Origin of the sequence: Shimia thalassica (genome assembly GCF_001458215.1) — a bacterium.
GTDB lineage: Bacteria > Pseudomonadota > Alphaproteobacteria > Rhodobacterales > Rhodobacteraceae > Shimia > Shimia thalassica.
The window spans coordinates 546,741-572,926 of record NZ_CYTW01000001.1; the positions used below are offsets into that span (position 1 = coordinate 546,741).

At 55.3% G+C, this 26,186-nt stretch carries 30 protein-coding genes; 17 read left to right on the plus strand and 13 right to left on the minus strand.

Annotation, left to right across the window (positions count from 1 at the left end; all coding sequences use genetic code 11):
* Positions 1-3 precede the first annotated feature (3 nt).
* Both PH7735_RS02505 and PH7735_RS02510 read left to right on the plus strand, forming a co-directional pair.
* Positions 4-399, plus strand: coding sequence for a F0F1 ATP synthase subunit epsilon (locus PH7735_RS02505; RefSeq protein WP_058309746.1), 396 nt, complete (start codon positions 4-6; stop codon positions 397-399).
* 107 nt (positions 400-506) lie between these two features.
* Positions 507-857: an H-type lectin domain-containing protein gene (locus PH7735_RS02510; RefSeq protein WP_058309747.1), complete on the plus strand. Its 351-nt coding sequence runs from the start codon at positions 507-509 to the stop codon at positions 855-857.
* An 81-nt stretch (positions 858-938) separates the two neighbouring features.
* On the opposite strand, the gene PH7735_RS02515 is transcribed toward PH7735_RS02510, so the two are convergent.
* Positions 939-1,958 (minus strand): ribose-phosphate pyrophosphokinase, encoded by a 1,020-nt coding sequence (locus tag PH7735_RS02515; RefSeq protein ID WP_058309748.1) that lies wholly within the window; start codon positions 1,956-1,958, stop codon positions 939-941.
* A 116-nt stretch (positions 1,959-2,074) separates the two neighbouring features.
* On the opposite strand from PH7735_RS02515, the gene PH7735_RS02520 reads away from it, so the two are divergent.
* Positions 2,075-2,674, plus strand: coding sequence for a 2-hydroxychromene-2-carboxylate isomerase (locus PH7735_RS02520; protein WP_058309749.1), 600 nt, complete (start codon positions 2,075-2,077; stop codon positions 2,672-2,674).
* Positions 2,675-2,677: 3 nt separating this feature from the next.
* Positions 2,678-3,484: an alpha/beta fold hydrolase gene (locus PH7735_RS02525; protein ID WP_058309750.1), complete on the plus strand. Its 807-nt coding sequence runs from the start codon at positions 2,678-2,680 to the stop codon at positions 3,482-3,484.
* A 131-nt stretch (positions 3,485-3,615) separates the two neighbouring features.
* Here the strand turns inward: PH7735_RS02525 and PH7735_RS02530 are convergent, their stop codons facing one another.
* The 5 genes from PH7735_RS02530 to PH7735_RS02550 form a co-directional block, all read right to left on the minus strand.
* The gene (locus PH7735_RS02530) at positions 3,616-4,662 is read right to left on the minus strand and encodes a threonine aldolase family protein (RefSeq protein WP_058309751.1); all 1,047 of its coding nucleotides are present in this window, start codon (positions 4,660-4,662) and stop codon (positions 3,616-3,618) included.
* Entirely contained in the window at positions 4,662-5,138 is a 477-nt protein-coding gene (locus PH7735_RS02535; protein ID WP_058309752.1) for a YcgN family cysteine cluster protein, read from the minus strand. Before PH7735_RS02535 ends, PH7735_RS02530 begins: the two co-directional genes overlap by 1 nt.
* On the minus strand, positions 5,135-6,067 hold the full coding sequence (locus PH7735_RS02540) for a bifunctional riboflavin kinase/FAD synthetase (RefSeq protein WP_058309753.1): 933 nt from the start codon (positions 6,065-6,067) through the stop codon (positions 5,135-5,137). The genes PH7735_RS02535 and PH7735_RS02540 overlap by 4 nt, the downstream gene beginning before the upstream one ends.
* A gap of 279 nt (positions 6,068-6,346) precedes the next feature.
* Positions 6,347-6,790: a MaoC family dehydratase gene (locus PH7735_RS02545; protein ID WP_058309754.1), complete on the minus strand. Its 444-nt coding sequence runs from the start codon at positions 6,788-6,790 to the stop codon at positions 6,347-6,349.
* Positions 6,791-6,893: 103 nt separating this feature from the next.
* Positions 6,894-7,769: a TIGR01459 family HAD-type hydrolase gene (locus PH7735_RS02550; protein ID WP_058309755.1), complete on the minus strand. Its 876-nt coding sequence runs from the start codon at positions 7,767-7,769 to the stop codon at positions 6,894-6,896.
* A gap of 192 nt (positions 7,770-7,961) precedes the next feature.
* Between PH7735_RS02550 and PH7735_RS02555 the strand changes: the two genes are divergently transcribed.
* Positions 7,962-9,107: an acyl-CoA dehydrogenase family protein gene (locus tag PH7735_RS02555; RefSeq protein ID WP_058309756.1), complete on the plus strand. Its 1,146-nt coding sequence runs from the start codon at positions 7,962-7,964 to the stop codon at positions 9,105-9,107.
* 128 nt (positions 9,108-9,235) lie between these two features.
* Here the strand turns inward: PH7735_RS02555 and PH7735_RS02560 are convergent, their stop codons facing one another.
* Positions 9,236-11,194: a bifunctional 2',3'-cyclic-nucleotide 2'-phosphodiesterase/3'-nucleotidase gene (locus PH7735_RS02560; RefSeq protein WP_058309757.1), complete on the minus strand. Its 1,959-nt coding sequence runs from the start codon at positions 11,192-11,194 to the stop codon at positions 9,236-9,238.
* Positions 11,195-11,347: 153 nt separating this feature from the next.
* Here PH7735_RS02560 and PH7735_RS02565 point away from each other — a divergent pair, with 153 nt between their 5' ends.
* On the plus strand, positions 11,348-12,526 hold the full coding sequence (locus PH7735_RS02565) for a winged helix-turn-helix domain-containing protein (protein ID WP_058309758.1): 1,179 nt from the start codon (positions 11,348-11,350) through the stop codon (positions 12,524-12,526).
* A 587-nt stretch (positions 12,527-13,113) separates the two neighbouring features.
* On the opposite strand, the gene PH7735_RS02570 is transcribed toward PH7735_RS02565, so the two are convergent.
* Together PH7735_RS02570 and PH7735_RS02575 are read right to left on the minus strand one after the other, a co-directional pair.
* On the minus strand, positions 13,114-14,034 hold the full coding sequence (locus PH7735_RS02570) for a manganese-dependent inorganic pyrophosphatase (protein ID WP_058309759.1): 921 nt from the start codon (positions 14,032-14,034) through the stop codon (positions 13,114-13,116).
* A gap of 132 nt (positions 14,035-14,166) precedes the next feature.
* Positions 14,167-15,168: a TraB/GumN family protein gene (locus PH7735_RS02575; protein WP_058309760.1), complete on the minus strand. Its 1,002-nt coding sequence runs from the start codon at positions 15,166-15,168 to the stop codon at positions 14,167-14,169.
* 120 nt (positions 15,169-15,288) lie between these two features.
* Here PH7735_RS02575 and PH7735_RS02580 point away from each other — a divergent pair, with 120 nt between their 5' ends.
* The 7 genes from PH7735_RS02580 to PH7735_RS02610 all read left to right on the plus strand — a co-directional run bounded on the left by PH7735_RS02580 (position 15,289) and on the right by PH7735_RS02610 (position 21,050).
* A complete protein-coding gene (locus PH7735_RS02580; RefSeq protein WP_058309761.1) occupies positions 15,289-15,957 on the plus strand; it encodes a DUF2161 domain-containing phosphodiesterase in 669 nt (222 codons plus the stop codon).
* Between the two features lie 3 nt (positions 15,958-15,960).
* Positions 15,961-16,734 (plus strand): potassium channel family protein, encoded by a 774-nt coding sequence (locus tag PH7735_RS02585; RefSeq protein WP_058309762.1) that lies wholly within the window; start codon positions 15,961-15,963, stop codon positions 16,732-16,734.
* A gap of 62 nt (positions 16,735-16,796) precedes the next feature.
* A complete protein-coding gene (locus PH7735_RS02590) occupies positions 16,797-17,447 on the plus strand; it encodes a sulfotransferase family 2 domain-containing protein (RefSeq protein ID WP_058309763.1) in 651 nt (216 codons plus the stop codon).
* Between the two features lie 145 nt (positions 17,448-17,592).
* Positions 17,593-17,880, plus strand: a complete 288-nt coding sequence (locus PH7735_RS02595) for a co-chaperone GroES (RefSeq protein ID WP_058309764.1) — start codon at positions 17,593-17,595, stop codon at positions 17,878-17,880.
* A gap of 42 nt (positions 17,881-17,922) precedes the next feature.
* Positions 17,923-19,572, plus strand: a complete 1,650-nt coding sequence (gene groL / locus PH7735_RS02600) for a chaperonin GroEL (protein ID WP_058309765.1) — start codon at positions 17,923-17,925, stop codon at positions 19,570-19,572.
* Between the two features lie 140 nt (positions 19,573-19,712).
* Positions 19,713-20,546 (plus strand): DMT family transporter, encoded by an 834-nt coding sequence (locus PH7735_RS02605; RefSeq protein ID WP_058309766.1) that lies wholly within the window; start codon positions 19,713-19,715, stop codon positions 20,544-20,546.
* Between the two features lie 36 nt (positions 20,547-20,582).
* Complete coding sequence (locus tag PH7735_RS02610) at positions 20,583-21,050, plus strand: GNAT family N-acetyltransferase (RefSeq protein WP_058309767.1); 468 nt, start codon at positions 20,583-20,585, stop codon at positions 21,048-21,050.
* Here the strand turns inward: PH7735_RS02610 and PH7735_RS02615 are convergent.
* Entirely contained in the window at positions 21,047-21,496 is a 450-nt protein-coding gene (locus PH7735_RS02615) for an NUDIX domain-containing protein (RefSeq protein WP_058309768.1), read from the minus strand. The two genes, PH7735_RS02610 and PH7735_RS02615, sit on opposite strands and share 4 nt — an antisense overlap.
* A gap of 66 nt (positions 21,497-21,562) precedes the next feature.
* Between PH7735_RS02615 and PH7735_RS02620 the strand changes: the two genes are divergently transcribed.
* Positions 21,563-22,282 (plus strand): lipase family protein, encoded by a 720-nt coding sequence (locus PH7735_RS02620; protein WP_058309769.1) that lies wholly within the window; start codon positions 21,563-21,565, stop codon positions 22,280-22,282.
* 61 nt (positions 22,283-22,343) lie between these two features.
* Here PH7735_RS02620 and PH7735_RS02625 read toward each other — a convergent pair whose 3' ends face one another.
* The 3 genes from PH7735_RS02625 to PH7735_RS02635 all read right to left on the minus strand — a co-directional run bounded on the left by PH7735_RS02625 (position 22,344) and on the right by PH7735_RS02635 (position 24,321).
* Positions 22,344-23,420: a 5-(carboxyamino)imidazole ribonucleotide synthase gene (locus tag PH7735_RS02625; protein WP_058309770.1), complete on the minus strand. Its 1,077-nt coding sequence runs from the start codon at positions 23,418-23,420 to the stop codon at positions 22,344-22,346.
* The gene (gene purE, locus PH7735_RS02630; RefSeq protein ID WP_058309771.1) at positions 23,413-23,901 is read right to left on the minus strand and encodes a 5-(carboxyamino)imidazole ribonucleotide mutase; all 489 of its coding nucleotides are present in this window, start codon (positions 23,899-23,901) and stop codon (positions 23,413-23,415) included. The genes PH7735_RS02625 and purE overlap by 8 nt, the downstream gene beginning before the upstream one ends.
* A gap of 195 nt (positions 23,902-24,096) precedes the next feature.
* Positions 24,097-24,321, minus strand: coding sequence for a YdcH family protein (locus PH7735_RS02635; protein ID WP_058309772.1), 225 nt, complete (start codon positions 24,319-24,321; stop codon positions 24,097-24,099).
* Between the two features lie 158 nt (positions 24,322-24,479).
* Between PH7735_RS02635 and PH7735_RS02640 the strand changes: the two genes are divergently transcribed.
* The 3 genes from PH7735_RS02640 (at position 24,480) to PH7735_RS02650 (ending at position 26,111) form a co-directional block, all read left to right on the plus strand.
* Positions 24,480-24,893, plus strand: coding sequence for an Hsp20 family protein (locus PH7735_RS02640; protein ID WP_058309773.1), 414 nt, complete (start codon positions 24,480-24,482; stop codon positions 24,891-24,893).
* Positions 24,894-24,895: 2 nt separating this feature from the next.
* A complete protein-coding gene (locus PH7735_RS02645) occupies positions 24,896-25,126 on the plus strand; it encodes a DUF1150 family protein (protein ID WP_058309774.1) in 231 nt (76 codons plus the stop codon).
* A gap of 118 nt (positions 25,127-25,244) precedes the next feature.
* Positions 25,245-26,111, plus strand: a complete 867-nt coding sequence (locus tag PH7735_RS02650) for a glycosyltransferase family 10 domain-containing protein (RefSeq protein ID WP_058309775.1) — start codon at positions 25,245-25,247, stop codon at positions 26,109-26,111.
* Positions 26,112-26,186 lie beyond the last annotated feature (75 nt).

Consider the following 26,186-nt stretch of genomic DNA (forward strand, 5'->3'; position numbering starts at 1 on the left):
CTGATGGCAAACACGATGCAATTTGACCTGGTCAGCCCTGAGCGTAGCCTAGCTTCGCTCGAGGTGACCTCGGTCCAGATCCCCGGCGCAGATGGCGATATGACTGCCATGCCCGGTCACGCTGCGGTGCTGACATCGTTGCGTCCCGGTGTTGTGAAAGTTCAATCGGCTGACGGTGAGAAAGATTTTGTTGTGACCCGCGGTTTCGCGGAAATCTCGGCAGATTCTATCTCGGTGATTGCCGAGCACGCCCACGTGGGAACGGAAGTGACCAAAGCAGATCTGGAAGATGTCCTGACTGCAGCCAAAGGCGCTGTGGAAACGGCCAACTCGGAAGACAAAGACGCGGCAGAGAAATTTGTTGCTGACCTGGTTTCCCTGATGGACGCGATGGATTGATCTAGGTTTTCAAAAGTTTAAAGAAGGGGCTGCACTTTCGAGTGCGGCCCCTTTTTTGTTGTATTGCGGAACAATTTCACCATAGTGAAAATAATCTGGAAGGCCCTATGAAACGACTAAGAACACATCTCGTTGGAATCGACCAAGGCGATGCCCCGATATTTTCAGACTTTGAAAATGGTGGGGAAATGTGGACAGGGCATGGCGCACGTGAACGCCGCGTTCCAATCGCGTTTTCGGAAACGTTTCTAAGTGTCCCTGCGGTGCATGTAAGCCTGTCACTGTCTGACATTGACAGTGGTCCGCACCAGCGCGCCGAGGTCGTGGCCGAAAAAATCTCCTTGTCCGGATTTGACCTGGTGTTTCGCACCTGGGGAGACAGCCGCATTGCGCGTGTTCGCATGAGCTGGCTGGCAATTGGTGAGTTGGCCAATGATGATGATTGGGAAATTCGCTGAATTCCGACTTCATTTCATGAAAAAGGGCGCCTTGTCGGGCGCCCTTTTCACGTTTGGAATCATAACCATCTGCCGGTTGAGTCAGGCGCGGAACATGCCTTCGTAAGCGGGCTCTAGGGTCTCTGTTTCAAACAAAGAAGACACGCTTGTACCATTCCAGATGTTGAGGATTGCCTGCGCGAACATTGGGGCGGTGGGCACGATGCGAATGTTTGGCGCGTCCAGAACCGGCTGGGTCGGCTCGATGGAATCCGTAATCACCAAAGATTTCATAACGGATTTGGTAACCCGGTCGACGGCTGGGCCGGACATGACACCGTGCGTGATATAGGAATGCACTTCGGTTGCGCCGTGATCCATCAGGACTTCGGCCGCTTTGCAAAGCGTACCCGCGGTGTCGCACATGTCATCAACGATCAGGCATTTCTTGCCCTCGACGTTCCCGATGACGGTCATCTCGGCAATCTCACCGGGCTTTTCGCGGCGCTTGTCCACGATCGAAAGTGGGGCGCCAATACGTTTGGCCAATTCGCGTGCGCGGGCAACACCCCCAACGTCAGGCGAAACAACCATGACGTCTTTCAAATCTTCGCCTTTGAACTGGTTCAGGATGTCCAATGCAAAGATGGGCGAGGCATAAAGGTTATCCACCGGAATATCGAAGAAACCCTGAATCTGTGCAGCGTGCAGATCCATTGTCAAAACGCGCTCAACGCCGGCTTCGACCAGCATGTTTGCAACCAGCTTGGCCGAGATGGGCGTGCGGGCTTTGGCGCGGCGATCCTGACGGGCATAGCCGAAATAGGGAATAACGGCCGTGATACGCGCAGCTGACGAACGACGCAGCGCATCAACCATGATGAGCAGCTCCATCAAGTTGTCATTAGCCGGGTTCGATGTGGGCTGAATGATAAACATGTCTTCGCCGCGAACGTTTTCGAACACCTCGACAAAGATCTCTTGGTCGTTAAAGCGTTCGACACGGGCATCAACAAGACCCAGCGTTTTGCCGCGGTGCATGGACATGCGTCGCGCGATGGCCAGTGCCAAAGGTTTGTTGGCGGTACCCGTGATGAGTTTCGGTTCCAGGATGGTAGGCATATGAGTGGTCCCCAGGTCATAAGTCCGTCTGCGCAGATGACAGATTCGTAACGTTGCACCTCGCTTAACATGGCCCTAACGTCTGGCAAAGTGATGGAGCAGCGCGGAGTCAGCAAATGACACATATAGACTACTATTTCTCGACGATTTCACCCTATGCCTATCTTGCGGGCGACCGTTTTGAGGCTGTGGCCAAGAAACACGGGGCGAAAGTGACCTATAAGCCGCTTGATATTATGGGTCTGTTCGGACGCACAGGGGGGACGTCTCCCAAGGATCGCCACGTAAGCCGTCAGGAATATCGGGCACAAGAACTGGAGCGTCAGGCCCAGAAGTTGGAAATGGACTTCAATCTGAAACCCGCGCACTGGCCCACGAACGCGGCACCGTCGTCTTATGCGATCATCGCAGCACAAAAAGCGGGTGGTGGTGACCTTGGTAAACTGTGCCAGTCCGTGCTGCGTGCCTGCTGGGCGGGTGAGCAGGATATCGCACAGGATGAGGTCGTGAAAACTTGTTTGAGCGAAGCTGGATTTGATCCCGCTCTTGCGGATAGCGGCCTTCTGGTCGGCGCAGAAACCTATTCCAGAAATCTGGAAGATGCGGTGTCGGCAGGCGTATTTGGATCGCCCTTCTACGTAACGGAAACCGGTGCTCGTTTCTGGGGGCAGGACCGTCTGGAAGACCTTGACCTTCATTTGGCAGGAAAGCTCTAAGACATGAGTTTGGATACACCGGCGACTTTGCCCCTGCACAGCCGTGTTTTTGGCCATGGACCAGAGCAGGCTTTGGCGTTGCACTGTTCCTTGGCACATTCCGGCGCCTGGAAGGGAATCGCCGGTGCATTGGAAGATGACCTTTCTATTCAGGCGCTGGACCTTCCCAGTCACGGACGCAGTCCGGACTGGGACGGGACGGGTGATCTGACAGAAGCGTCGTTGAAGGCCGTCTTACCCTTTCTGGATCGTCCGATGCATCTGATCGGGCACAGCTATGGGGGTGTTTTAGCGCTTATGCTGGCCTTGGAACGTCCGAAGTATGTCAAAAGCATTTCGGTGTACGAGCCGGTTCTCATGGCGGTTGCCAATGAAGATGCGCCCGAGTTGGGCGATTGGAACCGTGAACACATGCGTGAGGTAAACAGCCACATCAAAGCTGGTGATCCGGCTATGGCCGCAAGGTTGTTCATGCGCGTGTGGGGGGATGGGCGTCGCTGGGATGATCTGCCTGCTGAGTTGCGCGAAGGATCAACCCGCAGAATCACCTTTATTGGCGACAGTCAGCCCGCGATCATGGAAGACAATCAAGGCGTGGTGGCACGGCTGGGGAATATCAAGGCGCCCTTGCTTGTGATGGACGGAGGTGAGTCGCCGGAGTTGATGCATATTGTGCAAGAAGGCATTGCCGCGCGTGTTGAAGGCGCCGTGCATCGCCGGTTTGAAGGGCAGGCTCACATGGGCCCGGTCACAAATCCAAAGGATGTTGCTGCCGAAATTCTGTCCAACATACGTCGCGCAACCCCGTAAGGTATGCTCCCGCCCTTTTTTGCCGCAGCGCTGCTGCGTTGAAAAACGTTGGGCCAAGCCGCGCCAAAGGCGCGGCTTCATCGCTTGTGGATACCTTGATAGATCACGCCGGTTGCAGATCTTCCCGGCGGTTAGTCCGCTCCAATGAGCGAGATAAACTGGTCAATCTGCTCATTAGAAAGGGACCAGTCACAGACTAGGCGCGCCTCCAGCATTTCAGCGGGATCATCGCCTTCCAGTTCTCCAGACCACACATAATACAATGCACCCGCATCATGCAGGCGCTGGTGCGCGGCACGGGGGAAGCTGCAGAAGACAATATTGGCCTGCGGGTCGTGCATGAATTTGACGCCAAGGTCTTTCAGCCCCTTGGCAAGCCTTGCGCAGTTTGCATTGGCCTGCTGCGCGTTCTGACGCCAAACATCATCCGTCAGATAGGCATTCATTTGGGCCGAGAGATACCGGTGCTTGGAAAAGAGGTGCGCGCCACGCTTGCGGCGCAATTCAAATTCCCATGCCTTATCCGGATCAAAAAAGATGACGGCTTCGACGCCAACACAGCCATTTTTGGTGCCACCGAAACTGACAACATCAACGCCAGCCTTCCATGTCATATCCGCAGGTGAGCAATCGAGCGCAACCAGAGCATTTGCAAAGCGCGCCCCGTCCAGATGCACAGGAAGGTCAAACGATTTTGCCACTTTGGTCAGCGCGTTCAGTTCCTCAAGACTGTAAACGGTTCCACGTTCGGTCACCTGCGTTATGGACACAGGGCCCCGCTGTGGTCCGTGCACGCCGCGTGTCTCTTCACGCCGTATCGACTGTTCCAGAGCTGTAGGGGTCATTTTTTCGCCCTCGCCGACCAGGGTCAGCTTGGCACCGCCTGCAAAGAATTCCGGAGCGTTGCACTCGTCTTCCTGAATATGGGCCACAGGCGCGCAAAACATGGTCTGCCATGGCTGGCAATAACAGGCCAAGGCAAGCGAGTTGGCGGCGGTTCCTGTCGCAACAAGAAACACCTCTGCGTTTGGGGCTTCGAAAATATCGCGGATTTTGGTGCGCACTTCATCCATGATAGGGTCGGCACCATATGGCATGGCATAGCCTTGGTTGGCATCTGCCAAAGCCGTCAAAACACTCGGGTGCGCCGGTCCGGCATTATCAGAGGCGAAAAACATCAGGCGGGCTCCTCAATGATGTAGTCTTCCCAGTCGTCTTCGTCGACTTCGAATTCTGAAACTGTACGATGCTGTATGGAAACACCAGCCTGATGAACCGAGTTGGGATCACCCGAAATCAGAGGGTGCCAATTGAAAAGCGGCTTGCCTTCCCAAAGAAGGCGATAGGCACAGGTTTGTGGCATCCAGTACGCATGATCGTCGATGTTGGAAGGGCTCATCACAATGCATTCCGGCACAAACTGGTGGCGAATGTCGTACTGAGTACAGTGACAGGTGCTGTCATCCAGCAGTCTGCACGCCACACAAGTGAGTTCAACCTGTCCGGTTTCCGCATCTTCCAGTTTGTTCAGACAGCATTTGCCACAGCCGTCACACAGCGCTTCCCATTCTTTCGGGGTCATCTTTGACAGCGGTTTGCGTTCCCAAAAACGATTGGCAAGACCCTTGCGTGGGATGGGATCAGAGGTTGTCATAACGCAGCCAGAATCTCGCGACAGGTCGCGCAATCGGCGTCGATCTGCGCCACAAGGGCCTCAAGCCCGTCAAATTTCCATTCAGGGCGCAGAAAATCGATCAGCGCTATCGACAATTCGGTGCCATAAAGATCACCGGAAAAGTCAAAGATATGGGTTTCGATGTTGGCTTTGTTGACACCAAACATGGGGCGGACACCGACCGATGCCGCGCCTTGATAGCTGCCTTGGTGCGGGCCTTCCAGAACATCGACAAGAACTGCATAGACACCAAACTTGGGTGGATGCAGGCCGTCGATGGACATGTTGGCGGTTGGAAACCCAAGGTCGCGGCCGCGCTGGTCGCCCCCGATAACAGGGCCATCAACACGGTGCCAGTGACCAAGCATCGTCGCAGCATCACGAGGCCGACCTTCGGTCAGCGCTTTGCGGATCTCGGTAGACGACACCTGAGTTTCGGCGTCCCGAACAAGGGGGGCAATGGTCACGTCAAATCCCATCTCTTTACCAAAAGCCTGCAGGTCTTCGGCGGTGCCTTTGCGCCCTTTGCCGAAACAAAAGTCCGCACCCACAACAACGTGGCGCAGGCCAAGGCCATCCGCCAGAACATCGCGCGCAAAATCCTTGGGGGTCAGGCCGGACAGTGTCGCATTGAAGGGCAACTCATAGAGCCGCTCTACCCCAAGTTTTTCGAGCCGGTTTGCGCGTGTTTCCGCACTTGTCAGCCGAAAGGGCGGGGCATCGGGGGCGAAGAATTCGCGCGGATGGGGCTCGAACGTGACAATACCCAAAGGCGCGTCGTCGTTGGCCTTGCGCGCGATGTCGATGACCGATTGATGGCCAAGGTGCACGCCGTCAAAGTTTCCGATCGCAGCGCTCGCGCCGCGATCCTGTTCGTCTACATACTGATAGTCACGAATGATCCGCATATGGCAGGGTTAGCCTTAGCTGACAGCGGGTGCAAGAGTGTCAGGCACGGTTGCCCTACTCAAACCCTAAAGCGCTGCGGCACAGGGGGCGGTGAGAGGCGAAAGCGAGGCGGTGCTTTGCAGGTTCACCTCGGTCCAAAGCCCTGTGATGTTCCCGAGAGGGCAGGTTCTCTCACCCCGATCACCAAGTGATGGTACAGGCGCCGCTTCACGTGTACCCTAAACGCAAAAAGCCGCCAATATTGGCGGCCTTGTTTGTTTTGATCTGCTCTGACGGGATCAGTCGAATTTGCGAGAAGGTGCCAGCACCATTGCCTCGCCGATCAGAACCTTTTTGCCGTCAACCGAGCAATGGCAATCAAGTTTCACGCGACGTTTGGAAAAATCGATGTCCACAACTTTGACTTCGGCATAGACCATGTCGCCTGGACGTACTGGCGCCAAAAACTTGAGGGTTTGCCCCATGTAGACAGTCCCGTGGCCGGGAAGCTGCTCTCCGATAACGGCAGAGATCAACCCAGCGGTCAACATCCCGTGGGCAATGCGCCCCTCAAAGATGGTGTCATTGGCGTATTCGTCATCCATGTGAACAGGGTTATGGTCGGTGGAGACCTGTGCAAACATCTCGATGTCTTCGTCGGTGACGACTTTACGAAGATAACGGGACATACCCATCTCGATGTCTTCGATGCAGATCGTTCCACGTGGCAGGTTGTCCAACATTCCACCCTCCGGATTTTGATGGCCTTGAAATATTCAAGCGACTCTCGTCGCCGTTCCGCAACTTTATTACTTTGCAGGCGCAGAAAATCAAGCCCTAATCTGCCTAGCGCAGCTGTCCAATGGCAAAATTTGGTGCCACATTTTCCTTTGCCAGATAGGTTTCCAGCGCTGCAGGATCCGGATCCTGTACGGTTTTTGTTTCTGCAGCGGCAAGGCCACCGGAAATAAACAGAGAATCAATATCCTCACCCATGCCACCAAGAATGTCCGTCTGTGCCCCGTCACCGATTGCCAGAATGGAGGCCGAGGGGACGTCTTTGCCTGTCGCGGCAAGGCGGCGGCGTGCCAGATCGTAGATCGGCGGATGGGGTTTCCCGAAATAGAGGCTTTCACCGCCCATTTCCGTATACAGACCCGCCAGCGCACCGGCGCACCATTCGCGTGTCTCTCCGCGATCAACAACGATGTCCGGATTGGCGCACAACAGTTTGAGACCCTTGGTCTTGGCAAACAGGAAGTCGGCCCGATTTGTTGCGGGATCAGCCATCGGATCAAACGGGCCACAGCAGACGATGCCTTCGGCTTCTGCCAGTGGCACGCGCGTAATTTCTACGGGGTTGTCAATCACTTCCAGTGGTGTGAAGAACTGTTCATCCCGCCGCCATTCCCCCATGAAATAGACCTTTTGGCCTACGGCGCCTGTGAACATGGCAGCGCGGGCAGAATCGCCCGAAGTCGCGATCGTATCGTAGGCATCGGCGGGAACGCCGAATGTTTCGAGCTGAACCGCAACGCCCGCGCGCGGTTTGGGAGAGTTGGTCACCAGCACAACCGTACCGCCTTTTTTGCGGTACTCCTGCAAAGCGGCGACCGCTTCGGGATAAGCTGTGACGCCGTTGTGGACGCAGCCCCAGAGGTCGACAAAAAGCGCCTCGTAACGGTCTGAAATCTCGGAAAGCGCGGAGATGATCTGGGTCATGACGGTGTCCTGTCGGCAAGAGGTTTCGGGGGCAGGTATGTCAAAGCGACGGGTGTGTTTCCAGCATAAAACCCAGATATCGGAGACCTGATTTGTCAGGCGCTGGGATTTTTGCTGCGTTGCGGCGGGCGCGACGTTCCAGTGGACAGAATTTGGATCATGCGGAACCATGTTCCGAAGGGAGGAACAACAATGGATCAACATCTGTTTCTGGGAGAAGAGCACTCGATTCTACGCGACCAGTTGCGTCGCTTCGTAGAAGAGCGGGTGAAACCCAACGGAGACGCTTGGGAAGAGGCAGGCATGGTCCCGCGCGACATCCTGCGCGAGATGGGGGACCTCGGGTTTCTCGGGGTGCGCTATCCCGAGACATACGGCGGCAGCGATATGGACACGCGCGCAACCGTTGTTCTTGCGGAAGAGCTTGGAAAGTCCACGTTCTCGGGGTTTGCAATCACTGCGCTGGTGCACACGGATATGGCGTCTGTCCACATCTTTAACGCCGGAAACGAGGCGCAAAAGGCGCAGTACATGCCCGACATCATCGCAGGTCGCAAGATTACGGCCGTTTGTGTGACCGAACCGGGAGCGGGGTCGGACGTACAGGGCATGCGCAGCCATGCGCGACGTGAGGGAGATCACTATATTCTGAATGGATCCAAGATGTTCATCACAAACGGTGTGCATGCGGATCTGTATTGTGTGGCGGCGAAAACGGACCGCGAAGGCCCGTCGAGCCAATCGGTGACCATGTTTTTGGTGGAAAAGGGCGTGGAAGGGTTCAGCGTGAGCCGAAATCTGGACAAACACGGCTGGCGATCTTCGGATACGGCCGAGTTGTCGTTTCAGGACGTCCGCGTTCCGGTCGAGAATGTTCTGGGGGCTGAAGGGCAGGGGTTCTATGCGATCATGCAGAATTTCCAGAACGAGCGATTGGTGGCGGCGGCTGCGGCTGTCGGGGAATCAACGGCTGCGATTGAGCTGACCACGGCCTATGTCAAAGAACGTCAGGCCTTTGGAGCGCCACTCTGGTCCAAACAGGCCATCCGGCAAAGACTGGCGATGTTGTCGGCGCGGGTCACAGCAGCGCGGGCGCTGGTCTATCAAACGGCAGCGCGCGATGCGAATGGCGAAGACGTGGTGCGTGAAGTGTCGATGCTCAAAGCGCTTTGTGGCGAGCTTGTGAACGAGGTTATGTATGATTGCCTGCAGTTCCACGGTGGTGCGGGGTATTTGCGGGGCATGACCATCGAACGCATGGCACGTGACGCACGGGTTCAGTCGATTGGTGGAGGGGCAACAGAGGTCATGTTGGAAGAGGTCGCCAAACGGATGTAATCCCCGGTCTGGGGAATGGGGCGCTGCCCCGCCCCGAAACGCAAGCGTTTCGGGACTCCCCGGGATATTTTGGCCAAGAGAAGATTGGGTGCGGGCCCCGACCGTCCAGGATGGTCGGGGCCTTGTTTTCAAAGGGTGATACGGAACCGGGCAAAGCCATCTGGACCGTCGCCGGCGGGTTCGATTTCCACGCCTTCCACCTTGTCGGAATAGGCCGCGGCCGCAGGGCCAGTATCGAACAGGACGGTGGTGTCGGGCAGGGGAGCGAACGACCAGTTGGCATCGGCGCGGGGGCTGATTGTGCCTTGTTCGACGATATAGCGTACGATCACGTCGCGGTTGGTGTCTGGCCCTTCAAAGATCACGGTTTCTGAACTTGCGCCCGGGAAGTTCCCGCCGCCACCTGCGCGGTAGTTGTTGGTAGCGATGACGAACTGCTGGTCGTCTGTGACTGGTTGCCCGTTGAATGCCAGATTGACGATCCGAGAGGCGTCTGGGTTGGCTATTTCGCCTTTTGCGGTGAAACGCGACGGCTGGCTCAGGTCGATTTGATAGGTGACGCCATCCACTACATCAAAATTGTAGGACGGGAAGTCGGGGTTCAGAAGGACCTGATCGGGCTTTCCGGCTTCGACCTGGTTGAATATTCCCGCCGAGCGTTCCAGCCATCCTTTGAGCTGTGCGCCATTTACAAGGACGGCGCGGGCTGTGTTGGGATAGAGATAGAGGTCGGCCACGTTGCGGATGGCCACATCTCCGACAGGGACGTCAGTGTAATATTGGGGGCCGCCGCGGCCGCCGGCCTTGAAAGGGGCCGCTGCTGACAGGATGGGCAGGCCTTCGTATTCGGTGCCCTTCATCATCTGGCCGATATACCATGTTTGCGCTATCGAGACGATTTGCACCGAAGGGTCATCGGCCACCAGAGCAAAATAGGAATGCAATGGTGCATCTGTTTTACCAACCGCGCGACGCACATAGGCCAGTGTTGCGTCATGCTCGGGGCGCACGGCCTGTTCAATCGCGGCAATGCTGGAAACCAGCGGTGTGATCGAGCGGTCTTCGTTCCGCTTTGAGATGGGACGGGCTTCGCTGGAGTGTGTGACAACCTTCCATGTGTTGCCGTCGCGTTCCAGCATCAGGTCAATCAGACCCATGTGAGAGCCCCAGAAGCCACCCATCGTGGCAGGTTTGCCCATGATGGTGCCTTTTTCGACATCAACCCCGGCCATGTTGTCATATGCCGGTGACGGGAATACGCGGTGGTGGTGTCCCGTAAGTATTGCGTCAATGCCTTCTACAGCGGCCAGAGGGATTGAAGCGTTTTCCTGCCCCTCGATATGGTCCGCCTCGCCGATGCCCGAGTGGCTGAGCGCGATGATGATATCGGCCCCGTCTTCTTTCATCTGCGGGACCCATGCACGGGCGGTTTCAACGATGTCGCGGGCCTGAACCTTGCCCTCGAGATGACGGCGGTCCCAGTTCATGATCTGCGGTGGAACAAATCCAATCAAACCAACACGGATCGGATGCGTCTGGCCTGATCCGTCGGTGATCTGGCGGTCAAGGATGACATAGGGCTTCAGAAGGGTTTTGTCATCGCGAGGGGTTGCGCCCTGTTCAAGGGAAACGTTTGCACACACGACGGGGAACTTGGCCCCACCCAGCGATTTCATCAGGAAGTCCAGGCCGTAGTTGAATTCGTGATTGCCAACCGTGGCCCCGTCAAAGCCCAGGACGTTCAATGCCGAGATAATTGGATGTTTGTCCCCTTCTGCCATCCCCCGTTCATAGGCGATGTAATCCCCCATTGGATTGCCTTGCAAAAAGTCCCCGTTGTCGAACAACAGCGAGTTTGTGCTTTCCGCGCGCACATCATTGATCAGAGACGCCGTGCGCGCCAGACCAACCGTGTCGACCGGTTTGTCCCCATAATAGTCATACGGGAAAACGTGCACGTGCAGGTCTGTGGTTTCCATGATCCGCAAATGCGCCTGATTGGAGGCCGCGATTGCAGAGTAGGGGTGAAGGGCAACAAAGCTGGCACCGGCACCAAGGAAAGCACGGCGATTAAGAGTGAAAGCCATTGGGGACTCCTGTTTCTTGAATGAAAAGGATTTAAAGGGAGATTGTGACGCGGCTTTATCGATTGGTCAAAATATTCGTGACAGGCCACGTTTGAAAGGGCTGGACCACATCCGCACAAAGCCCAACAATAGAGCAGCGAACAGGGGGCATTTGTGGCTTTATTACAAATCGACAACCGTCAGGCGCGGCATTTATGGCTGTCTGCACAAGGGATAGACCGCGCGCCGACAGGGCCGCTGGATTTGCCCGAGATCATTCGTCAGTTGGGATTTGTCCAACTGGACACCATTCAGGTCGTGTCCCGCGCACACCATCATATCCTGTGGAGCCGCAATCAAAACTATCGTGAACCGATGCTGGACCGGCTTATGGCACGGGATCGCGCTGTCTTTGAACATTTTACGCACGACGCGTCTGTTCTGCCGATGGAATTCTTGCCCATGTGGCGGCGACAGTTTCAACGCAAGCAGGCGCAGCTTGATCGTGCTGGGTGGTTCAAAGGTCTGCCGGACAAACCCGAGCGGGATGCCATCAAGGCGCGGATTGAACGCGAGGGGCCCCTGTCGACTCATGCGTTTGACACCAAGGTCGAAGGCAAGCGTGAAATGTGGGCGCGTCCGCCCCACAAAAAAGCGCTGGATTACATGTGGTACAGTGGCGAATTGGCGACCTGTCACCGTGTGAATTTCACCAAATACTATGATTTGGCCGAACGGGTTTTCCCTGCTGCGCTTTCTGAAGTTGCTCTCACAGACGAGGCGCAGATTGACTGGCTGTGCCGCGCCGCACTTGATCGGATAGGCGTCGGAACATCAGGCGAGATACAACAGTTTTGGGATGCCGCCAGCGCGCAAGAAGTAAAGGCGTGGCTTGGGCGGGCGAAAACGGACCTGCAAGAGGTCGAGGTGCAAACCGCAAAGGGCGATTGGGTCACGGCATTTGCCCCTACCAATCTTGAAGATCGCCTTGCCGGGGTGGCGTCTCCGACGTCACGGCTCAGAATTTTGAACCCGTTTGATCCTGTGGTGCGGGATCGCAAGCGTCTGTTCCGTCTGTTCGGGTTTGATTATCGCAATGAGATGTTCGTGCCAGCCGCCAAGCGCCTTTGGGGATATTATGTCTTCCCGATTTTAGAGGGAGACCGGTTTGTGGGGCGGATTGAGCTCAAGGCCGATCGAAAGAAATCACTGCTGACCGTTGTGAATTTCTGGCCCGAGCCCGGTGTGCAATGGTCGGCACGGAGGTTCGGAAAACTAGACGCCGAGCTTCAGCGCCTTGCGCGGTTTGTCGGCGGGGATACGATCACGTGGAGCAAGGTAATTCCGATCTAAGCCGAGCCAAATGACGCGTTATGTCAGAATGGCAGGAATGACCGGTTTGAGCCCAATTTGACGAATGCTGCGCTAGACGTGAAAGTCTGCTTTGACCACAGTGAGTAAAAGTTTCATGTCTAACTCTTGATACAGGTGTCCTAGTCTTCTGAAAATGACAAAGGAGTGCATATGACAAAACTGAAAACCTCACTTGCGATAATTGTTGTGTGCACCTTCACTTGGCTCTGTTTTTTTGGAAACCTGTTACAACAGACGCCTTCAACATTGACTGTAGTAGTTTTCGTCATTTGCGCTGGGTCTTTTGGAACGCTGGTTTTTCTGAGAGCTTTCTCATTTATGATTTGGCTGAAAGAGCGGCTCTTCGGTTAAGTTCCAGCCGTGTGAGACATGGCTTCACTTGCGTTCGATTACAGTTCTGATTGGAGTAGTTCCACCCTCCCAAAAAGGACGGCTTTGGGAACGCTTTCCAGAAAGCCGACGTTGGTCAATTTTCAATAGATGGCAGCTAAGTCCCGCAAAGTTGGCATAAAGAAATGAAAAAGGGCGCCCCGAAGGACGCCCTTTCGTAATCTTGTAAAGTCAGATCAGACCTTGAGGTTCGGGATGATCTGCTTTTTGCGCGACATGATGCCGGGCAGGACAACGTTGTTGCCTTCGACGGTTGCGCCAAAGCTTTTCTCTGCAACGCCTTTGACCACATCGTTCGGTACCAGCAGGGTTGCTTCTTCTTTCAGGATGTCGACAACAAACAACAGAACCTCGTCAACGCCGTCTTCGGCTGCGACGGTTTTGAAGGTCTCCATCAGGCTCTCTTTGCGGTCCAGCGGGATTTCCGGAGCAGTTGTTTCCAGAACCGAAACGCGGAACTTGGTGCCGTCGACTTCGTATTCTTTCGAGTCCATGCGGATCAGTTCAGCATCCGAGAATGCCGAAACGTCAGATTTCGCAGCGAACATTTCCGCAGCGTATTCTGTGACGTTGATGCCCAGATCAGCGGCCAGTGCGGCAACGACTTCGCGGTCACGGTCTGTGGTTGTAGGCGAACGGAATTCCAGAGTGTCCGACAGGATGCAGGTCAGAGCCGCGCCTTTGATGTTCTCGGGCATCTTGGCTGCGTCGTCGCCCATCAGATCGTACATGATGGTCGCAGTACAGGCCAGCGGACGGATTGTGATGTCGATTGGGCCTTTGGTTTCCAGACCGCCAACCAGTTTGTGGTGGTCGATGATGGCCTGAACGTCTGCACCGTTGATGTTTGCGGGCAATTCGGCAGGGTTGTTGGTGTCGACAACAACACAAGCCTGATCGTCAGCTACATCTTCGATGATGTCCAGCATGTCAAAGCCCCAGCGGTTCAGCATGAACGCAGCTTCTGTGTTGGGCTGACCCAGCAGAACGGGCTTGGCGTCAACGCCTTTGACTTCGTTCAGATACCAAGCCCAGATCAGGGGCGATCCGGTGGAATCTGTATCAGGAGATTTGTGGCCGAAAACGAGGGTTGTCATAATCAGGTGTCCTTCATGGAATGCGGTATTTTGCGCGCCTTATAGGGGCTGGGCACGTCGTTGTCACGTCCCGTCAACGCGGCTGCGACACGAGGTCTAAGAGTGATGCTGCAATGCAGCAATCTGGTTTTGTTATTCGCCGTCATGCACCAGAGGGGCAACGGCAAATCCCTGCTTTTGAAGCAAAGACAAGAGGCCGTCTTCCCCCGGCAGATGCAGCGCCCCCACGGCCACCAAGGCCGGAGATTGCGCGAGTGAGTCGGCAAGCGTGCGAGACCAAAGCAGATTGCGGTCTGTCAAAAGCGCCTGCTCGAACTCTTCGAGTATTCCCGTCACACGGTCGTATTGCTCTGGTCCCGCTTTTTCAAAGGCCTGTGCACGGGTGAATTCCCACGCCAGCGCGACCTCTTCATCAAAGTAAAAGTTCACCAGATCCGATGTCGTGTCGTGGCCCGCGAGACCAAAGGCAACCGCATCACGTAAATCGGACACCTGCTTTTCAAGAGGGTCGCCCGCCAAAATCTGCAAAAGGCCCTCGGTGTTGTCGAGTGAGCTGGTTGCAAGCCCTTTATCCTTGGCGATGCGTTCTATCTGTCGGTCCAAACCGATTTTTCCGGCCCGCTGTTCTTCAAGGACACATGGGGGCACGGCCAGCGCCAGACCCAGAAACCAGGGCTGGTATTTTGCTGCCATAAACCCCGGAAGCCCGGCCTCTTCGATGCGCGGCAAAAGCGTATTCCAGGTGTCTTCTCCCAATCGATCAATCAGACTCGGCCCCTCGGTGATCATGAACAGGGCACTGTTGGATGTCAGGGTTGTGAGAAAGGCGGCTTCATCTTCGCTTGTCATCTCGAGAACAAGAGCGTCGACCTTGTCATACAAAGGCTGCACACGAGCGAGCGTTTCGGCATGCCGCGGGTTGCTCAGGTGCAACGTGCCAACGATGTAAGAGGTCACATCGTTTTTGGATACTTGCCAAATCAGCCCCTTTGCAAAGGGTTGCTGATGCGCCGCGGTGCGCATCTCGGTCTGTTTCTTTTCAGGAAGTTTGGAAAAGACAGATGTATCTGGACATTCTGCAAGGGCAGGGGATGCGATGAAAAAGGCCAGAAGGGCAGAAAAAATGCGTTTCACGGTCAGCCTCAAAGGAAATGATGTGATTTCTAGATAGAGGCGTGACCATAAATCACAAGTCCGACAAAACCGCTCATCTCTGTATTTGGCAGGGACACGTTTTGGCGCTACTCCTTAGGTATGGCGAAGATCAGCGAAACAGAACTCTACTCTCCTGTAAAAGCGTGGCTTGAAACGCAGGGTTTTGACGTAAAAGCCGAAGTCGGCGCAGTCGATGTCATGGCGCGCCGCAAAGACGAAGACCCTCTCATTGTCGAGTTGAAAACCGGCTTTTCACTGACGTTGCTGCAACAAGCGGTTGCCCGTCAAAGTGTCAGCGATTGGGTCTATGTCGCAGTGCCGCGCTGGTCCGGCAAACCGGGGTGGCGCAGCTTTAAGGCGAATGTTGGGCTGTGCAAGCGGCTCGGCATTGGTGTTTTGTCTGTACGGCTGAAAGACGGTCATGTTCAGGCCCATTGTGACCCTGTTGAATACCGCCCGCGCAAATCGAAACCCCGAAAAGGGGCTCTGCTCAAGGAATTCGACAGGCGCCAAGGTGATCCCAATGTCGGCGGCACACGCGGTGCAATCACAACCGGATACCGCCAAGAGATGGAGCGTTGTGCGCATTATCTGGCACAGCATGGCGCCTCTCGCGGGCGAGATGTCGTCAAAGGGGCCGAAGTGCCGCAAGCCACACGCATGATGCGGGACAACTATTATGGATGGTTCAAAAACGTCGAAAGAGGCGTTTACGTTTTGTCGCCCGCAGGTGTTGATGCCCTGCGCAATCTTGCGCCGGAGGCATAAGGGATGTCCGAACTAAAGACCAAAGTGAACGCGCTTTATACCGGCCAATCCCGTTTGGCGGTGCTGTTCAGGTATGGTCTCATCCTGTTTGATCTCATGAGCATCAGCTATTTCATTCTGGTGACGCCTTTGCCGCATACATCAACAATTGATGCGGTGAACCTTTTGATCGGAGTGGTTATTCTTGTTGATTTTTTGGCCCGCTTCTGGATCTCCCAAGACCGTCTGCAACACGCATCTCGGATTTATGTGATTGCCGACGTGCTGGTTCTGCTTTCACTTGCGCTGAACCGGTTCTCGCCGTTTGATCTCGCGTTTTTGCGGATTTTACGGGGTTTGAGGTTGGGCCATTCGCAATTTCTGCTTCAGGATCTCAGGCGGGCAAGCCGGTTCTTTCGCCGTCGTGAAGATGCCATTGTGGCTGCCGTCAACATGTTCGTGTTCGTGTTTACCACAGCATCGATGATCTACACGTTTTTTGGAAAGGTCGGGACCGGATACAGCGGTTATGTTGATGCCGTCTATTTCACGATATCAACCCTCACCACTACAGGATACGGAGACATTACGCCGGTCTCAGTCATGGGCAAGATTGTCTCGATGGGGATCATGGTTGTTGGTGTTTCTTTGTTCCTGAATTTGGCGCGTTCGATTGTGATGCCTCCAAAGGTGCGTCACACCTGTTCAAGCTGCGGTTTGAAGCGTCATGACGAAGATGCCGTTCACTGCAAACATTGCGGCGAGATTATTCACATTGAAACGATGGGCGCGAGCTAAGACCCGTTGACAGTCACATCGTCTGTTGAAAAGTAGCGGGCGGAAATCGAGTTAAAGCAAAAATGTATTCCCCTAAACACAAAGCCCTTTTTGTCCATATCCCGAAAACAGGCGGGCAAAGCGTCGAAACCGTTTTCTTGCAAGATTTGAACCTGACCTGGCAGGAACGGGATGCCCTTTTGTTGCGCCCCTCAAAACGTCGGGACGGCCCCGAGCGTTTGGCCCATCTTTACGCCGATGAGTATGTGCGTCTGGGATACCTGACCCAGTCAGAATTTGATGCCGCCTATCGGTTTTCCATCGTGCGCCACCCCTTTAGCCGCATGGTCTCTGAATACAGATATCGTGCCGACTCCGCCGAGCGGCGCAAGAAACAAGGCAAACGGGCGCATTTGCCGGATTTCGACCGCTTCATTCGGCGCGAATTCGAAGACGACCATAGCGATATGGCGCGGCACCTCGCGCCACAAGTGTCGTATCTACTGGATGAGAACGGTCATCTGTTGGTGGAAAACGTGATGCGCCTTGAAACGCTGAACACCGAGATCGAGCCGGTTTTGCGCCGGATCTTTGGACGGACCGTTGATTTGCCACATCGCAACGCCTCTGTTGGATATAGCGACATCTCGGTTGAGCGGTTGAGTCTCGATCAAAAAGCCTTTCTTTTCCAGAAATATCAGGATGATTTCGAAGCCTTCGGTTACGAACGCTAAATCACTGCTCAAAAAAACTGCATCGTTCGTGTTGACTCGGGTTTTCTCACCCCCTACCTATTCGCTGTTAGCACTCGCCGGTAGGGAGTGATAGCGGCTCCGCTGAGGGGTCAGGGAGACAATTTTAGTTAGGGAAACCTAGACAATGGCACTTACACCGCTGCACGATCGCGTCCTCGTACGCCGCACCGAAAGCGAAGAAAAAACCGCTGGTGGACTGATCATCCCCGATAGCGCAAAAGAAAAGCCCGCCGAGGGTGAAGTTGTTTCCGTAGGCGCTGGCCTGCGTGACGACAAAGGCGCCCGCGTAGAGCTGGACGTCAAAGCGGGCGACCGCGTTCTGTTCGGCAAATGGTCGGGCACCGAAGTTTCCGTCGACGGCGAAGAGCTGTTGATGATGAAAGAATCCGACATCATGGGCATCATTGCCTAATTCGTCGCCTTCTCAATTTAAGTTTTACTAGGAGCAATCATAATGGCTGCTAAGGACGTAAAGTTCGACACCGATGCCCGCAATGCAATGCTGCGCGGCGTAAACATCCTCGCGGATGCTGTCAAAGTAACCCTGGGCCCCAAAGGCCGTAATGTCATTCTCGACAAATCCTTTGGCGCACCACGTATCACCAAAGATGGTGTATCGGTTGCTAAAGAGATCGAACTGGAAGACAAGTTCGAAAACATGGGCGCGCAGATGGTCAAAGAAGTGGCGTCGCGCACCAATGACGAAGCTGGCGACGGTACAACAACCGCAACAGTTCTGGCTCAGGCCATCGTCAAAGAAGGCCTCAAGCAGGTTGCTGCTGGTCTGAACCCAATGGATCTGAAGCGCGGTATCGACCTGGCGACTGCCACTGTCGTTCAGGGCATCAAGGACATGGCTCGCGAAGTTAAAGATTCGGCTGAAGTCGCTCAGGTTGGTACAATCTCGGCAAACGGCGAAGCTGAAATCGGTCAACAAATCGCAGACGCGATGCAAAAAGTTGGCAACGAAGGCGTTATCACTGTTGAAGAGAACAAGGGTCTGGAAACAGAAACCACTGTTGTTGAAGGCATGCAGTTCGACCGCGGTTACCTGTCGCCTTACTTTGTCACCAACGCTGACAAGATGATTGCAGATCTCGACGACTGCATGATCCTGCTGCACGAGAAAAAACTCTCGTCGCTGCAAGCCATGGTTCCATTGCTCGAGTCGGTGATCCAGTCGCAAAAGCCACTGTTGATCATTGCTGAAGACGTTGAAGGCGAAGCGCTGGCAACTCTGGTTGTCAACAAACTGCGCGGCGGCCTGAAAATCGCAGCTGTCAAAGCACCTGGTTTCGGCGATCGCCGCAAAGCCATGCTGCAAGACATCGCGATCCTGACCGGTGGTCAAGTGATCTCGGAAGATCTGGGCATGAAGCTCGAGAATGTCACAATGGACATGCTGGGTTCGGCCAAGAAAATCGAAATCACCAAAGACGAAACAACCATCGTGGACGGTGCTGGCGAAAAAGCAGAGATCGAAGCACGTGTTGCTCAGATCCGCGCACAGATCGAAGAAACTTCGTCGGACTACGACCGTGAGAAGCTGCAAGAGCGCGTTGCCAAACTGGCAGGCGGTGTTGCTGTTATCCGCGTTGGCGGCATGACCGAAGTTGAAGTGAAAGAACGCAAAGACCGCGTTGACGATGCACTGAACGCGACCCGCGCAGCGGTTCAAGAAGGTGTGATCGTTGGTGGTGGTGTTGCTCTGGTTCAGGCCGGTAAAGCACTGGAAGCTCTGGAAGGTGCAAACTCTGACCAGAACGCCGGTATCGTTATCGTTCGCAAAGCAATCGAAGCGCCTCTGCGTCAGATCGCTGAAAACGCTGGTGTTGACGGCGCAGTTGTTGCTGGCAAGATCCGCGAAAGCGACGAGACTTCGTTCGGCTTCAACGCTCAGACCGAAGAATATGGCGACATGTTCTCGTTCGGCGTTATCGATCCTGCGAAAGTTGCACGTACTGCTCTGGAAGATGCTGCATCGGTCGCTGGTCTGCTGATCACAACCGAAGCCATGGTTGCCGACAAACCGTCGAAAGACGGCGGCGCAGGCGGCGGCATGCCCGACATGGGTGGCATGGGCGGCATGGGCGGCATGATGTAATCACGCCGTTTCCGCTTGGAAACAGAAAGGGTCGCCTTCGGGCGGCCCTTTTTCTTTGAAGGTAAACGCTCAAATCCATGTGATGAAAAGGTGACCACTTAGGGGCTGCAAAAGGCAGAGGTCCCGCTATAAGCGTCGGCATGCGTTTGTTTCTCCTCACCACTCTGACCATGATCGCTTTTGCGTCGAACTCGGTATTGAACCGGTTGGCCTTGGCCAGTGGTGATATGCAGGCAGATACCTTTGGCACGATCCGGCTGGTTTCGGGCGCCGCCATCTTGAGCATTCTGGTTCTCTGGCAGAAACGCGGTTTCGCGATTGGCGGATGGGCCCGGCTTGCTGCGGTTTTGGCCTTGCTTGCTTATATTTTCGGGTTTTCCGCGGCCTATGCGGAACTTGCTCCGGGGTTCGGGGCGTTGATCCTGTTCTCGGTCGTACAGGTTACGATGTTTGCAGGCGCGGTATTGTCACAAGACGACGTGCCCCGGCAACGATGGCTTGGCGCGGGGCTTGCCCTGGCGGGGCTGGCCTGGCTTTTGTGGCCTTCCGGGAATCTGACGTTTTCCTGGCCCCATATTGCGGCGATGGCGTTTGCTGGCGCGGGGTGGGGTGTCTATTCCCTTTTGGGGCGCGGCGCGAAAGACCCTTTGCAGGCAACGGCCATGAATTTTCTTTTGGCGGCCCCTGTGGCGGCGGTGGTTCTGCTGGCTGGCGGTGGCATAGGTGCATTACCTGTGATGTCCGTGGCATGGGCCGTTCTGTCTGGTGCGGTCATGTCTGGATTGGGATATGCCCTTTGGTATCACATCTTGCCCATGCTTGGGGCCACACGCGCCGCCGTGGCGCAATTAACCGTGCCTGTGATCGCGCTGGCCGGTGGGTGGGCCTTTCTTGGCGAGGCGTTGTCTCTTCGGTTTGCCATGGCGTCTGTCCTGATCATGGCAGGTGTGCTGGTGTCCCTGCGTCAGAGATAACTTGCAGCTGAGGCATTCAATCCCTATCCCCGTGTTATGATTATTCGAGCATATGATCCCGCTGAAGCCGCTGTAGTGCGCAATGTGTTGACCCGCGCCTTTGGGCAGGAAGACGAGGCCGATCTTGTCGAAGCGCTTCGGGAAAACGGCGATATTGCATTAGAGTTGGTGGCCGAACACAAGAAGAAGGTGGTTGGCCATGTGGCCTTGTCGCGGATGGCGGCCCCCGAGGGGTGGCTTGCTCTTGCGCCTGTCTCGACCGATCCCAAAATGCAGAAAAAGGGCGTCGCAGGAGCCCTTTGCCAAATGGCCATACAATACGCCAACGCTCCGGTCGTCGTATTGGGAGACCCTGTGTTCTATGGACGTTTGGGGTTTGATTTTGCACGGACGGCGCGGCTCAAGTCACCTTTTCCGATCAAGGCGACGGGCCTGTTTGCCCCTGAGCTGGCCGAGGAGAAACCCGCACTTGAATTGGTCTATGCGTCGCCCTTCTTGGGCTAACGCGGTTTCACCAGCAACTCTAACGGATCGTAATTTATTCCGGTGGTGCCCCATGCGACGTTGGGAAGGCTGTCCGGCTTGAACCGCAAGGTGTCCATCTCGGACCGGCTGAAATAACGGCGGCGGGTGACAATTGCTTCGGGGTCTTGCCACGTGTCGTCCAGTTCGCCGCTTGTCACGGTGCACCGAAAATAGATGTCCACCTGATGAAAGCGATCTTCAGGGTTGTGAAACTCGTTAATGAGGCAGGGCGCGCCAACCGAAATCGTCAGCCCCGTTTCTTCATACACTTCACGGATCAGATTATCGGGCAGGGATGCCCCTTTTTCGACCCCGCCACCGGGGGCGCACCACAAATCGTCTGTCGCATCCGGAAAGGCATTTACCAGAAGCAGTTTGTCGTCTTTCATCAGGATGGCACGCACGGCGAGACGCGGAAGAGACATTAAGACACGCTTTCCTTTTATGTCGTGCCCCTTTTGTAATGCGGCTTGAACCGCTATCTCAAGAGAATGAAACGTCTCGCGCTCTTTCTTTTTTTGCTTCCGGCACCTGTGTTTGCCGATTGCATTGTTCTGTTGCACGGGCTTGCGCGCACTGAAACGTCCCTGTTGGTGACCGAAGGTGTCCTGCGTTCTGCTGGCTATGACGTGGTGCGCCCTGGTTATCCTTCGACCAAAGAGACAGTTCAGCGTTTGATCGAACCCACCATTCCCGACGCGGTTGCGGAATGTGGCGATCAGACCGTGCACTTCATCACCCATTCAATGGGCGGGATTCTTCTGCGTCTCTGGATGCTGGACAATCGCCCTGAAAACCTTGGGCGTGTCGTGATGCTGGCGCCTCCAAACAAGGGCACCGAACTTGTCGACGTGATGAGTGAAATCGAGGCTTTTGAGTGGATCAACGGACCGGCAGGTGCCCAATTGGGCACCGATGGATTGCCGTCACATCTTCCCGGCGTAGATTATCCGGTGGGCGTGATTGCCGGTGATCGATCGCTCAATCCGTTTTATTCGGCCATGATCGAAGGGCCGGATGACGGCAAGGTCTCAGTTGAATCAACCAAAGTGGACGGCATGGCGGACCACTTTGTACTGCCTGTGACCCATACGTTTATGATGAACAATCCCGAAGTCTTGGCCGAGGCCATCTACTTTATCGAGAACGGGCATTTTCACAAACACATGAAGCTTGAAAATATGATCCCGACGCTGGACAGGGATGAATGATCAGGCTCCGTTTCGGCGGGGCAGGGGTGAAAGGACATATTGCCCTTTCACGTCGCTTTGATCAGGAAGCGCTTTTTTGAATGCGGTTGACGTGACCCATTTTGCGGCCCGGCTTTACATCGTTTTTACCATACAGATGCAGCGCATTGTTGGATTCGCGCAGGATTTGCGGGACATGGTTGATGTCATCGCCGATCAGGTTCTCCATGACCACATCGTTATGACGCTGGCCATCACCCAGAGGCCATCCAACCACCGCACGGATATGCTGCTCGAACTGGTCAACCGCACAGCCGTTTTGTGTCCAGTGGCCCGAGTTGTGTACGCGAGGTGCGATTTCGTTCACGATCAAACCCTGTGACGTGACGAACAGCTCCACACCCATAACGCCTACATATTGCAGCTCGTTCAGGATACGCGCGGCCAACAGGACCGCATCCATCCGCTGACCCGCAGACAGTTTGGCAGGTACGGTGGTGGTGTGCAGAATGCCGTCGCGGTGTACGTTTTCACCGGGGTCGTAACACGCGACATCGCCCGTCAGGCCACGAGCCGCAATGACAGACACTTCGTGAGAGAAGTCGACGAACCCTTCAAGGATCGATGGTGCCCCCGCCATGTCAGCAAAAGCTTGTGCAATGTCTTCAGATGATTTGATCCGTGCCTGGCCTTTGCCATCGTATCCGAACCGGCGGGTTTTCAGGATCGCAGGTGCGCCGATGGTTGCCACGGCTTCTTCAAGCTCATCCAAGGTGTCAATCGCGGCAAAGGGTGCTGTTTTGAGGCCAAGGCTTTGCAGGAATTGCTTTTCGGTGAGCCGGTCCTGACTGACGCGCAGTGCCTCGCGACCCGGGCGGATCGGACGGTGTGCTTCGAGAATATCAAGCGCCGATGTTGGGATGTTTTCGAATTCATAGGTGATGACATCGACCTGCTCTGCAAAGGTCTTGAGAGCCTCGGCATCGTCGTATGACGCGGTTGTCACATGGCGCGCGACTTCGCCAGCGGGCGGATTGGCACCGGGCTCGAAAATATGGGTTTGAAAGCCCAAACGCGCAGCCGCGACAGACAGCATCCGGCCCAATTGGCCGCCGCCGAGAATTCCGATGGTGGCGCCTGGAGGAAGAGGGTTAGTCATCTTGCGGCTCATCCGGAATCGAGGCCGACAGGGCGTCGCGCCATGCATCAAGTTTCTCTGCCAGATCGGGGTCCTGCAGGGCAAGTATTCCGGCAGCCATCAGGCCAGCGTTCGAAGCGCCAGCGGCACCGATTGCCATGGTGGCAACGGGAAAGCCTTTGGGCATCTGAACAATCGAATAAAGACTGTCCACACCGGACAAGGCACGGGTTTGAACGGGAACACCAACAACGGGCACGCGGGTTTTCGAGGCCATCATGCCGGGAAGGTGTGCGGCACCGCCAGCGCCAGCAATGATCACCTGCAAGCCTCGGCCTGCTGCCTCTTTGCCGTAGGACCACAAACGGTCAGGCGTGCGGTGGGCGGATACGATCTTTTTTTCGTATGAGATGCCCAGCTCGTCCAAAATGTCGGCTGCGAGTTTCATGGTTGGCCAATCGGATTGGCTGCCCATGATGATTCCTACCTTTATGTCCATCATTTGCGCCTCTGTCTGATGAGACGCCGCTTATAGACGATGCGGCTATTTTCGCAATCGTATAGCCGAAACAGCCCGCAAAGCGGGACTTTGTGCCGCTGAAAGCAGCATCTCGTTTGATTGATGGGGGCAATCGACGCCCGAGAGCCGCCTCTCAGAAGAGAATTTCACTCAATCGGGGCGCATTGGCGGGATGCATCAGGCGATAATGTCTGGCGTGAGACGGTCTTCGATTCGCGCGATAAGGTCTTTCAAGCGCAGTTTCTGCTTTTTGAGGCGCTGAATCGTGAGCTGATCGCCGGTGCCCCGTTCGATAAGGGCGTGAATCGCTTCGTCCAGATCGCGGTGTTCCTGCTTGAACACAGCCAGTTCCACTTGCAGCACTTCATCGGTTTTCATCGACAGGTCATGAGGTGCGTTCATTTGGGGAGAATCCTGAATAGTTCCAGACCTATAGCATAGCGTTTCTTGCTTCCTGTGCAAAGCCCTTGCGCTCGGGCACGTGCCTCCCCATATTTGGGTCAAAGGGCTGCCGATATGGGGCCCACCAACTGACTGTCGCTTAAGCCAAGGACGTGTCGATGACAAAACTGACTTTGGGCTCATATCCCCACATGCTGGGGTTCGAGCAACTGGAACGCCTTCTCGAACGCACCTCGAAAACGGGGAACGAAGGCTATCCGCCTTTCAATATCGAACAAACTTCGGATTATTCCTATCGCATCACGCTGGCCGTGGCCGGTTTTCGGGATGAAGACCTGTCAATCACGGTCGAGGATCGCCAGCTGGTTATCCGTGGCCGCCAATCCGATGACGGGATGGATCGCGTGTTTTTGCACCGGGGAATCGCTGCAAGACAGTTTCAGCGGTCATTTGTTCTCGCAGATGGGGTTGAAGTGGGCGAAGCCATCATGGAAAACGGTTTGCTGCATGTCGACCTGAGTCGCGAGCGCGCGGAAACTGTGGTGCAGACCATCCAGATCAATAAGGGATAACGATGTATAATAATTACGAGTTCGAAGGTATGGATGAAAGCCGCGTCGTTTATGTGCGCGAGGTGCCTGTCGAAGACCTGCCCGAAGACATGCAGGAACAGGCCGAGGGCGCAGATGTGCTCTATGCGGTATGTGCCGCAACGGATGGCGAACGTCTGGCCGTTGTGAAAGAACGCAATATGGCGTTTATTCTGGCGCGTCAGAACGATTTTGCGCCGGTGACTGTGCATTGATCACGCCGAAAGCACCGGTTGCATTTGGAATATTCTGAGACCAAGGCCCCTTGCGGGCCTTGTTGTCGTTTAGGCGCTTGGCGCGTATGACTTTGAGACGCCAGAAGAAAGAGGGCCCATGTCCGACACATCGCCAGCAGTCGCTGTTCTGCCATATGGTAAAAAGCTTGGGTATCGTCCGGGGCAGTTGCCTTTGGATGCGTTGAACTGGCCACTCGGGCAACCCGAGCGTCTCAAGGGGCGACTTCTCAAAGATCTGGGCGCCGACGACCATCTGGTGATCTATCCGGCCAGTACGGCGCACATCCGGCCCTCGTTCGGCACGCGTGCAAAAGTCTCCATGATGGTGGTCGAACCAAGAGCGCTTCAACAGCGCCATTATGACCGTCTTAAATGGTCGCACAAAAGGTTCCATCGCGTACTCTGTGCCAATGAACCCTTTCTGGCGTCCATTCCGAATGGCGCTTTCTTTCCTTTCGGATCGACCTGGGTGCCCGACTGGCGGGATCTGGACACCACCAAAACACACAACATGTCTTTGATTGCCTCTTCCAAACGCGATCTCGAAGGGCATGTCTTGCGTCACGAGACTGTGGAATGGGCCACGGCCGAAGATCTTGATGTCGACGTCATGGGGCGCGGGTACAAACCGTTTGAGGTCAAATCGGACGGGCTGGCGCCTTATCGGTATTCCGTAGTGATCGAGAACGTCCGCGAGCCCGACTATTTCACAGAAAAGCTGATTGATGCGATTCTATGCGAATGCGTTCCAATCTATTGGGGATGTCCGAATATTGACCGGTTCTTTGACACGTCGGGCATGATCCTGTGCGAAACCGAAGAAGAGGTTCGCGCCGCCGTCCGTACGGCGGATGAGGATGGGTTCAACGCGCGTCTACCTGCGCTACGCGCGATCAAGGACCAAGCTGCTCACTTTGGGGATTTGGAAAAGAGGGCTGCACAGGTCGTGCTCGATGCGACCTGACACTTGGTTTATTGACGTAATGTCGGGCTTATCTCCCCCCTAGGCCTCGATTGTTTGCCTCGGGTTTTTATGGAC

Excerpts from the sequence above, each read along its gene's own strand:
- PH7735_RS02505 (WP_058309746.1), top strand. The coding sequence starts at position 4 with ATGGCAAACACGATGCAATTTGACCTGGTCAGCCCTGAGCGTAGCCTA.
- PH7735_RS02510 (WP_058309747.1), top strand. The coding sequence starts at position 507 with ATGAAACGACTAAGAACACATCTCGTTGGAATCGACCAAGGCGATGCC.
- PH7735_RS02515 (WP_058309748.1), bottom strand. The coding sequence starts at position 1,958 with ATGCCTACCATCCTGGAACCGAAACTCATCACGGGTACCGCCAACAAA.
- PH7735_RS02520 (WP_058309749.1), top strand. The coding sequence starts at position 2,075 with ATGACACATATAGACTACTATTTCTCGACGATTTCACCCTATGCCTAT.
- PH7735_RS02525 (WP_058309750.1), top strand. The coding sequence starts at position 2,678 with ATGAGTTTGGATACACCGGCGACTTTGCCCCTGCACAGCCGTGTTTTT.
- PH7735_RS02530 (WP_058309751.1), bottom strand. The coding sequence starts at position 4,662 with ATGTTTTTCGCCTCTGATAATGCCGGACCGGCGCACCCGAGTGTTTTG.
- PH7735_RS02535 (WP_058309752.1), bottom strand. The coding sequence starts at position 5,138 with ATGACAACCTCTGATCCCATCCCACGCAAGGGTCTTGCCAATCGTTTT.
- PH7735_RS02540 (WP_058309753.1), bottom strand. The coding sequence starts at position 6,067 with ATGCGGATCATTCGTGACTATCAGTATGTAGACGAACAGGATCGCGGC.
- PH7735_RS02545 (WP_058309754.1), bottom strand. The coding sequence starts at position 6,790 with ATGTTGGACAACCTGCCACGTGGAACGATCTGCATCGAAGACATCGAG.
- PH7735_RS02550 (WP_058309755.1), bottom strand. The coding sequence starts at position 7,769 with ATGACCCAGATCATCTCCGCGCTTTCCGAGATTTCAGACCGTTACGAG.
- PH7735_RS02555 (WP_058309756.1), top strand. The coding sequence starts at position 7,962 with ATGGATCAACATCTGTTTCTGGGAGAAGAGCACTCGATTCTACGCGAC.
- PH7735_RS02560 (WP_058309757.1), bottom strand. The coding sequence starts at position 11,194 with ATGGCTTTCACTCTTAATCGCCGTGCTTTCCTTGGTGCCGGTGCCAGC.
- PH7735_RS02570 (WP_058309759.1), bottom strand. The coding sequence starts at position 14,034 with ATGACAACCCTCGTTTTCGGCCACAAATCTCCTGATACAGATTCCACC.
- PH7735_RS02580 (WP_058309761.1), top strand. The coding sequence starts at position 15,289 with ATGGCGAAGATCAGCGAAACAGAACTCTACTCTCCTGTAAAAGCGTGG.
- PH7735_RS02585 (WP_058309762.1), top strand. The coding sequence starts at position 15,961 with ATGTCCGAACTAAAGACCAAAGTGAACGCGCTTTATACCGGCCAATCC.
- PH7735_RS02590 (WP_058309763.1), top strand. The coding sequence starts at position 16,797 with ATGTATTCCCCTAAACACAAAGCCCTTTTTGTCCATATCCCGAAAACA.
- PH7735_RS02595 (WP_058309764.1), top strand. The coding sequence starts at position 17,593 with ATGGCACTTACACCGCTGCACGATCGCGTCCTCGTACGCCGCACCGAA.
- groL (WP_058309765.1), top strand. The coding sequence starts at position 17,923 with ATGGCTGCTAAGGACGTAAAGTTCGACACCGATGCCCGCAATGCAATG.
- PH7735_RS02605 (WP_058309766.1), top strand. The coding sequence starts at position 19,713 with ATGCGTTTGTTTCTCCTCACCACTCTGACCATGATCGCTTTTGCGTCG.
- PH7735_RS02610 (WP_058309767.1), top strand. The coding sequence starts at position 20,583 with ATGATTATTCGAGCATATGATCCCGCTGAAGCCGCTGTAGTGCGCAAT.
- PH7735_RS02615 (WP_058309768.1), bottom strand. The coding sequence starts at position 21,496 with ATGTCTCTTCCGCGTCTCGCCGTGCGTGCCATCCTGATGAAAGACGAC.
- PH7735_RS02620 (WP_058309769.1), top strand. The coding sequence starts at position 21,563 with ATGAAACGTCTCGCGCTCTTTCTTTTTTTGCTTCCGGCACCTGTGTTT.
- PH7735_RS02625 (WP_058309770.1), bottom strand. The coding sequence starts at position 23,420 with ATGACTAACCCTCTTCCTCCAGGCGCCACCATCGGAATTCTCGGCGGC.
- purE (WP_058309771.1), bottom strand. The coding sequence starts at position 23,901 with ATGATGGACATAAAGGTAGGAATCATCATGGGCAGCCAATCCGATTGG.
- PH7735_RS02635 (WP_058309772.1), bottom strand. The coding sequence starts at position 24,321 with ATGAACGCACCTCATGACCTGTCGATGAAAACCGATGAAGTGCTGCAA.
- PH7735_RS02640 (WP_058309773.1), top strand. The coding sequence starts at position 24,480 with ATGACAAAACTGACTTTGGGCTCATATCCCCACATGCTGGGGTTCGAG.
- PH7735_RS02645 (WP_058309774.1), top strand. The coding sequence starts at position 24,896 with ATGTATAATAATTACGAGTTCGAAGGTATGGATGAAAGCCGCGTCGTT.
- PH7735_RS02650 (WP_058309775.1), top strand. The coding sequence starts at position 25,245 with ATGTCCGACACATCGCCAGCAGTCGCTGTTCTGCCATATGGTAAAAAG.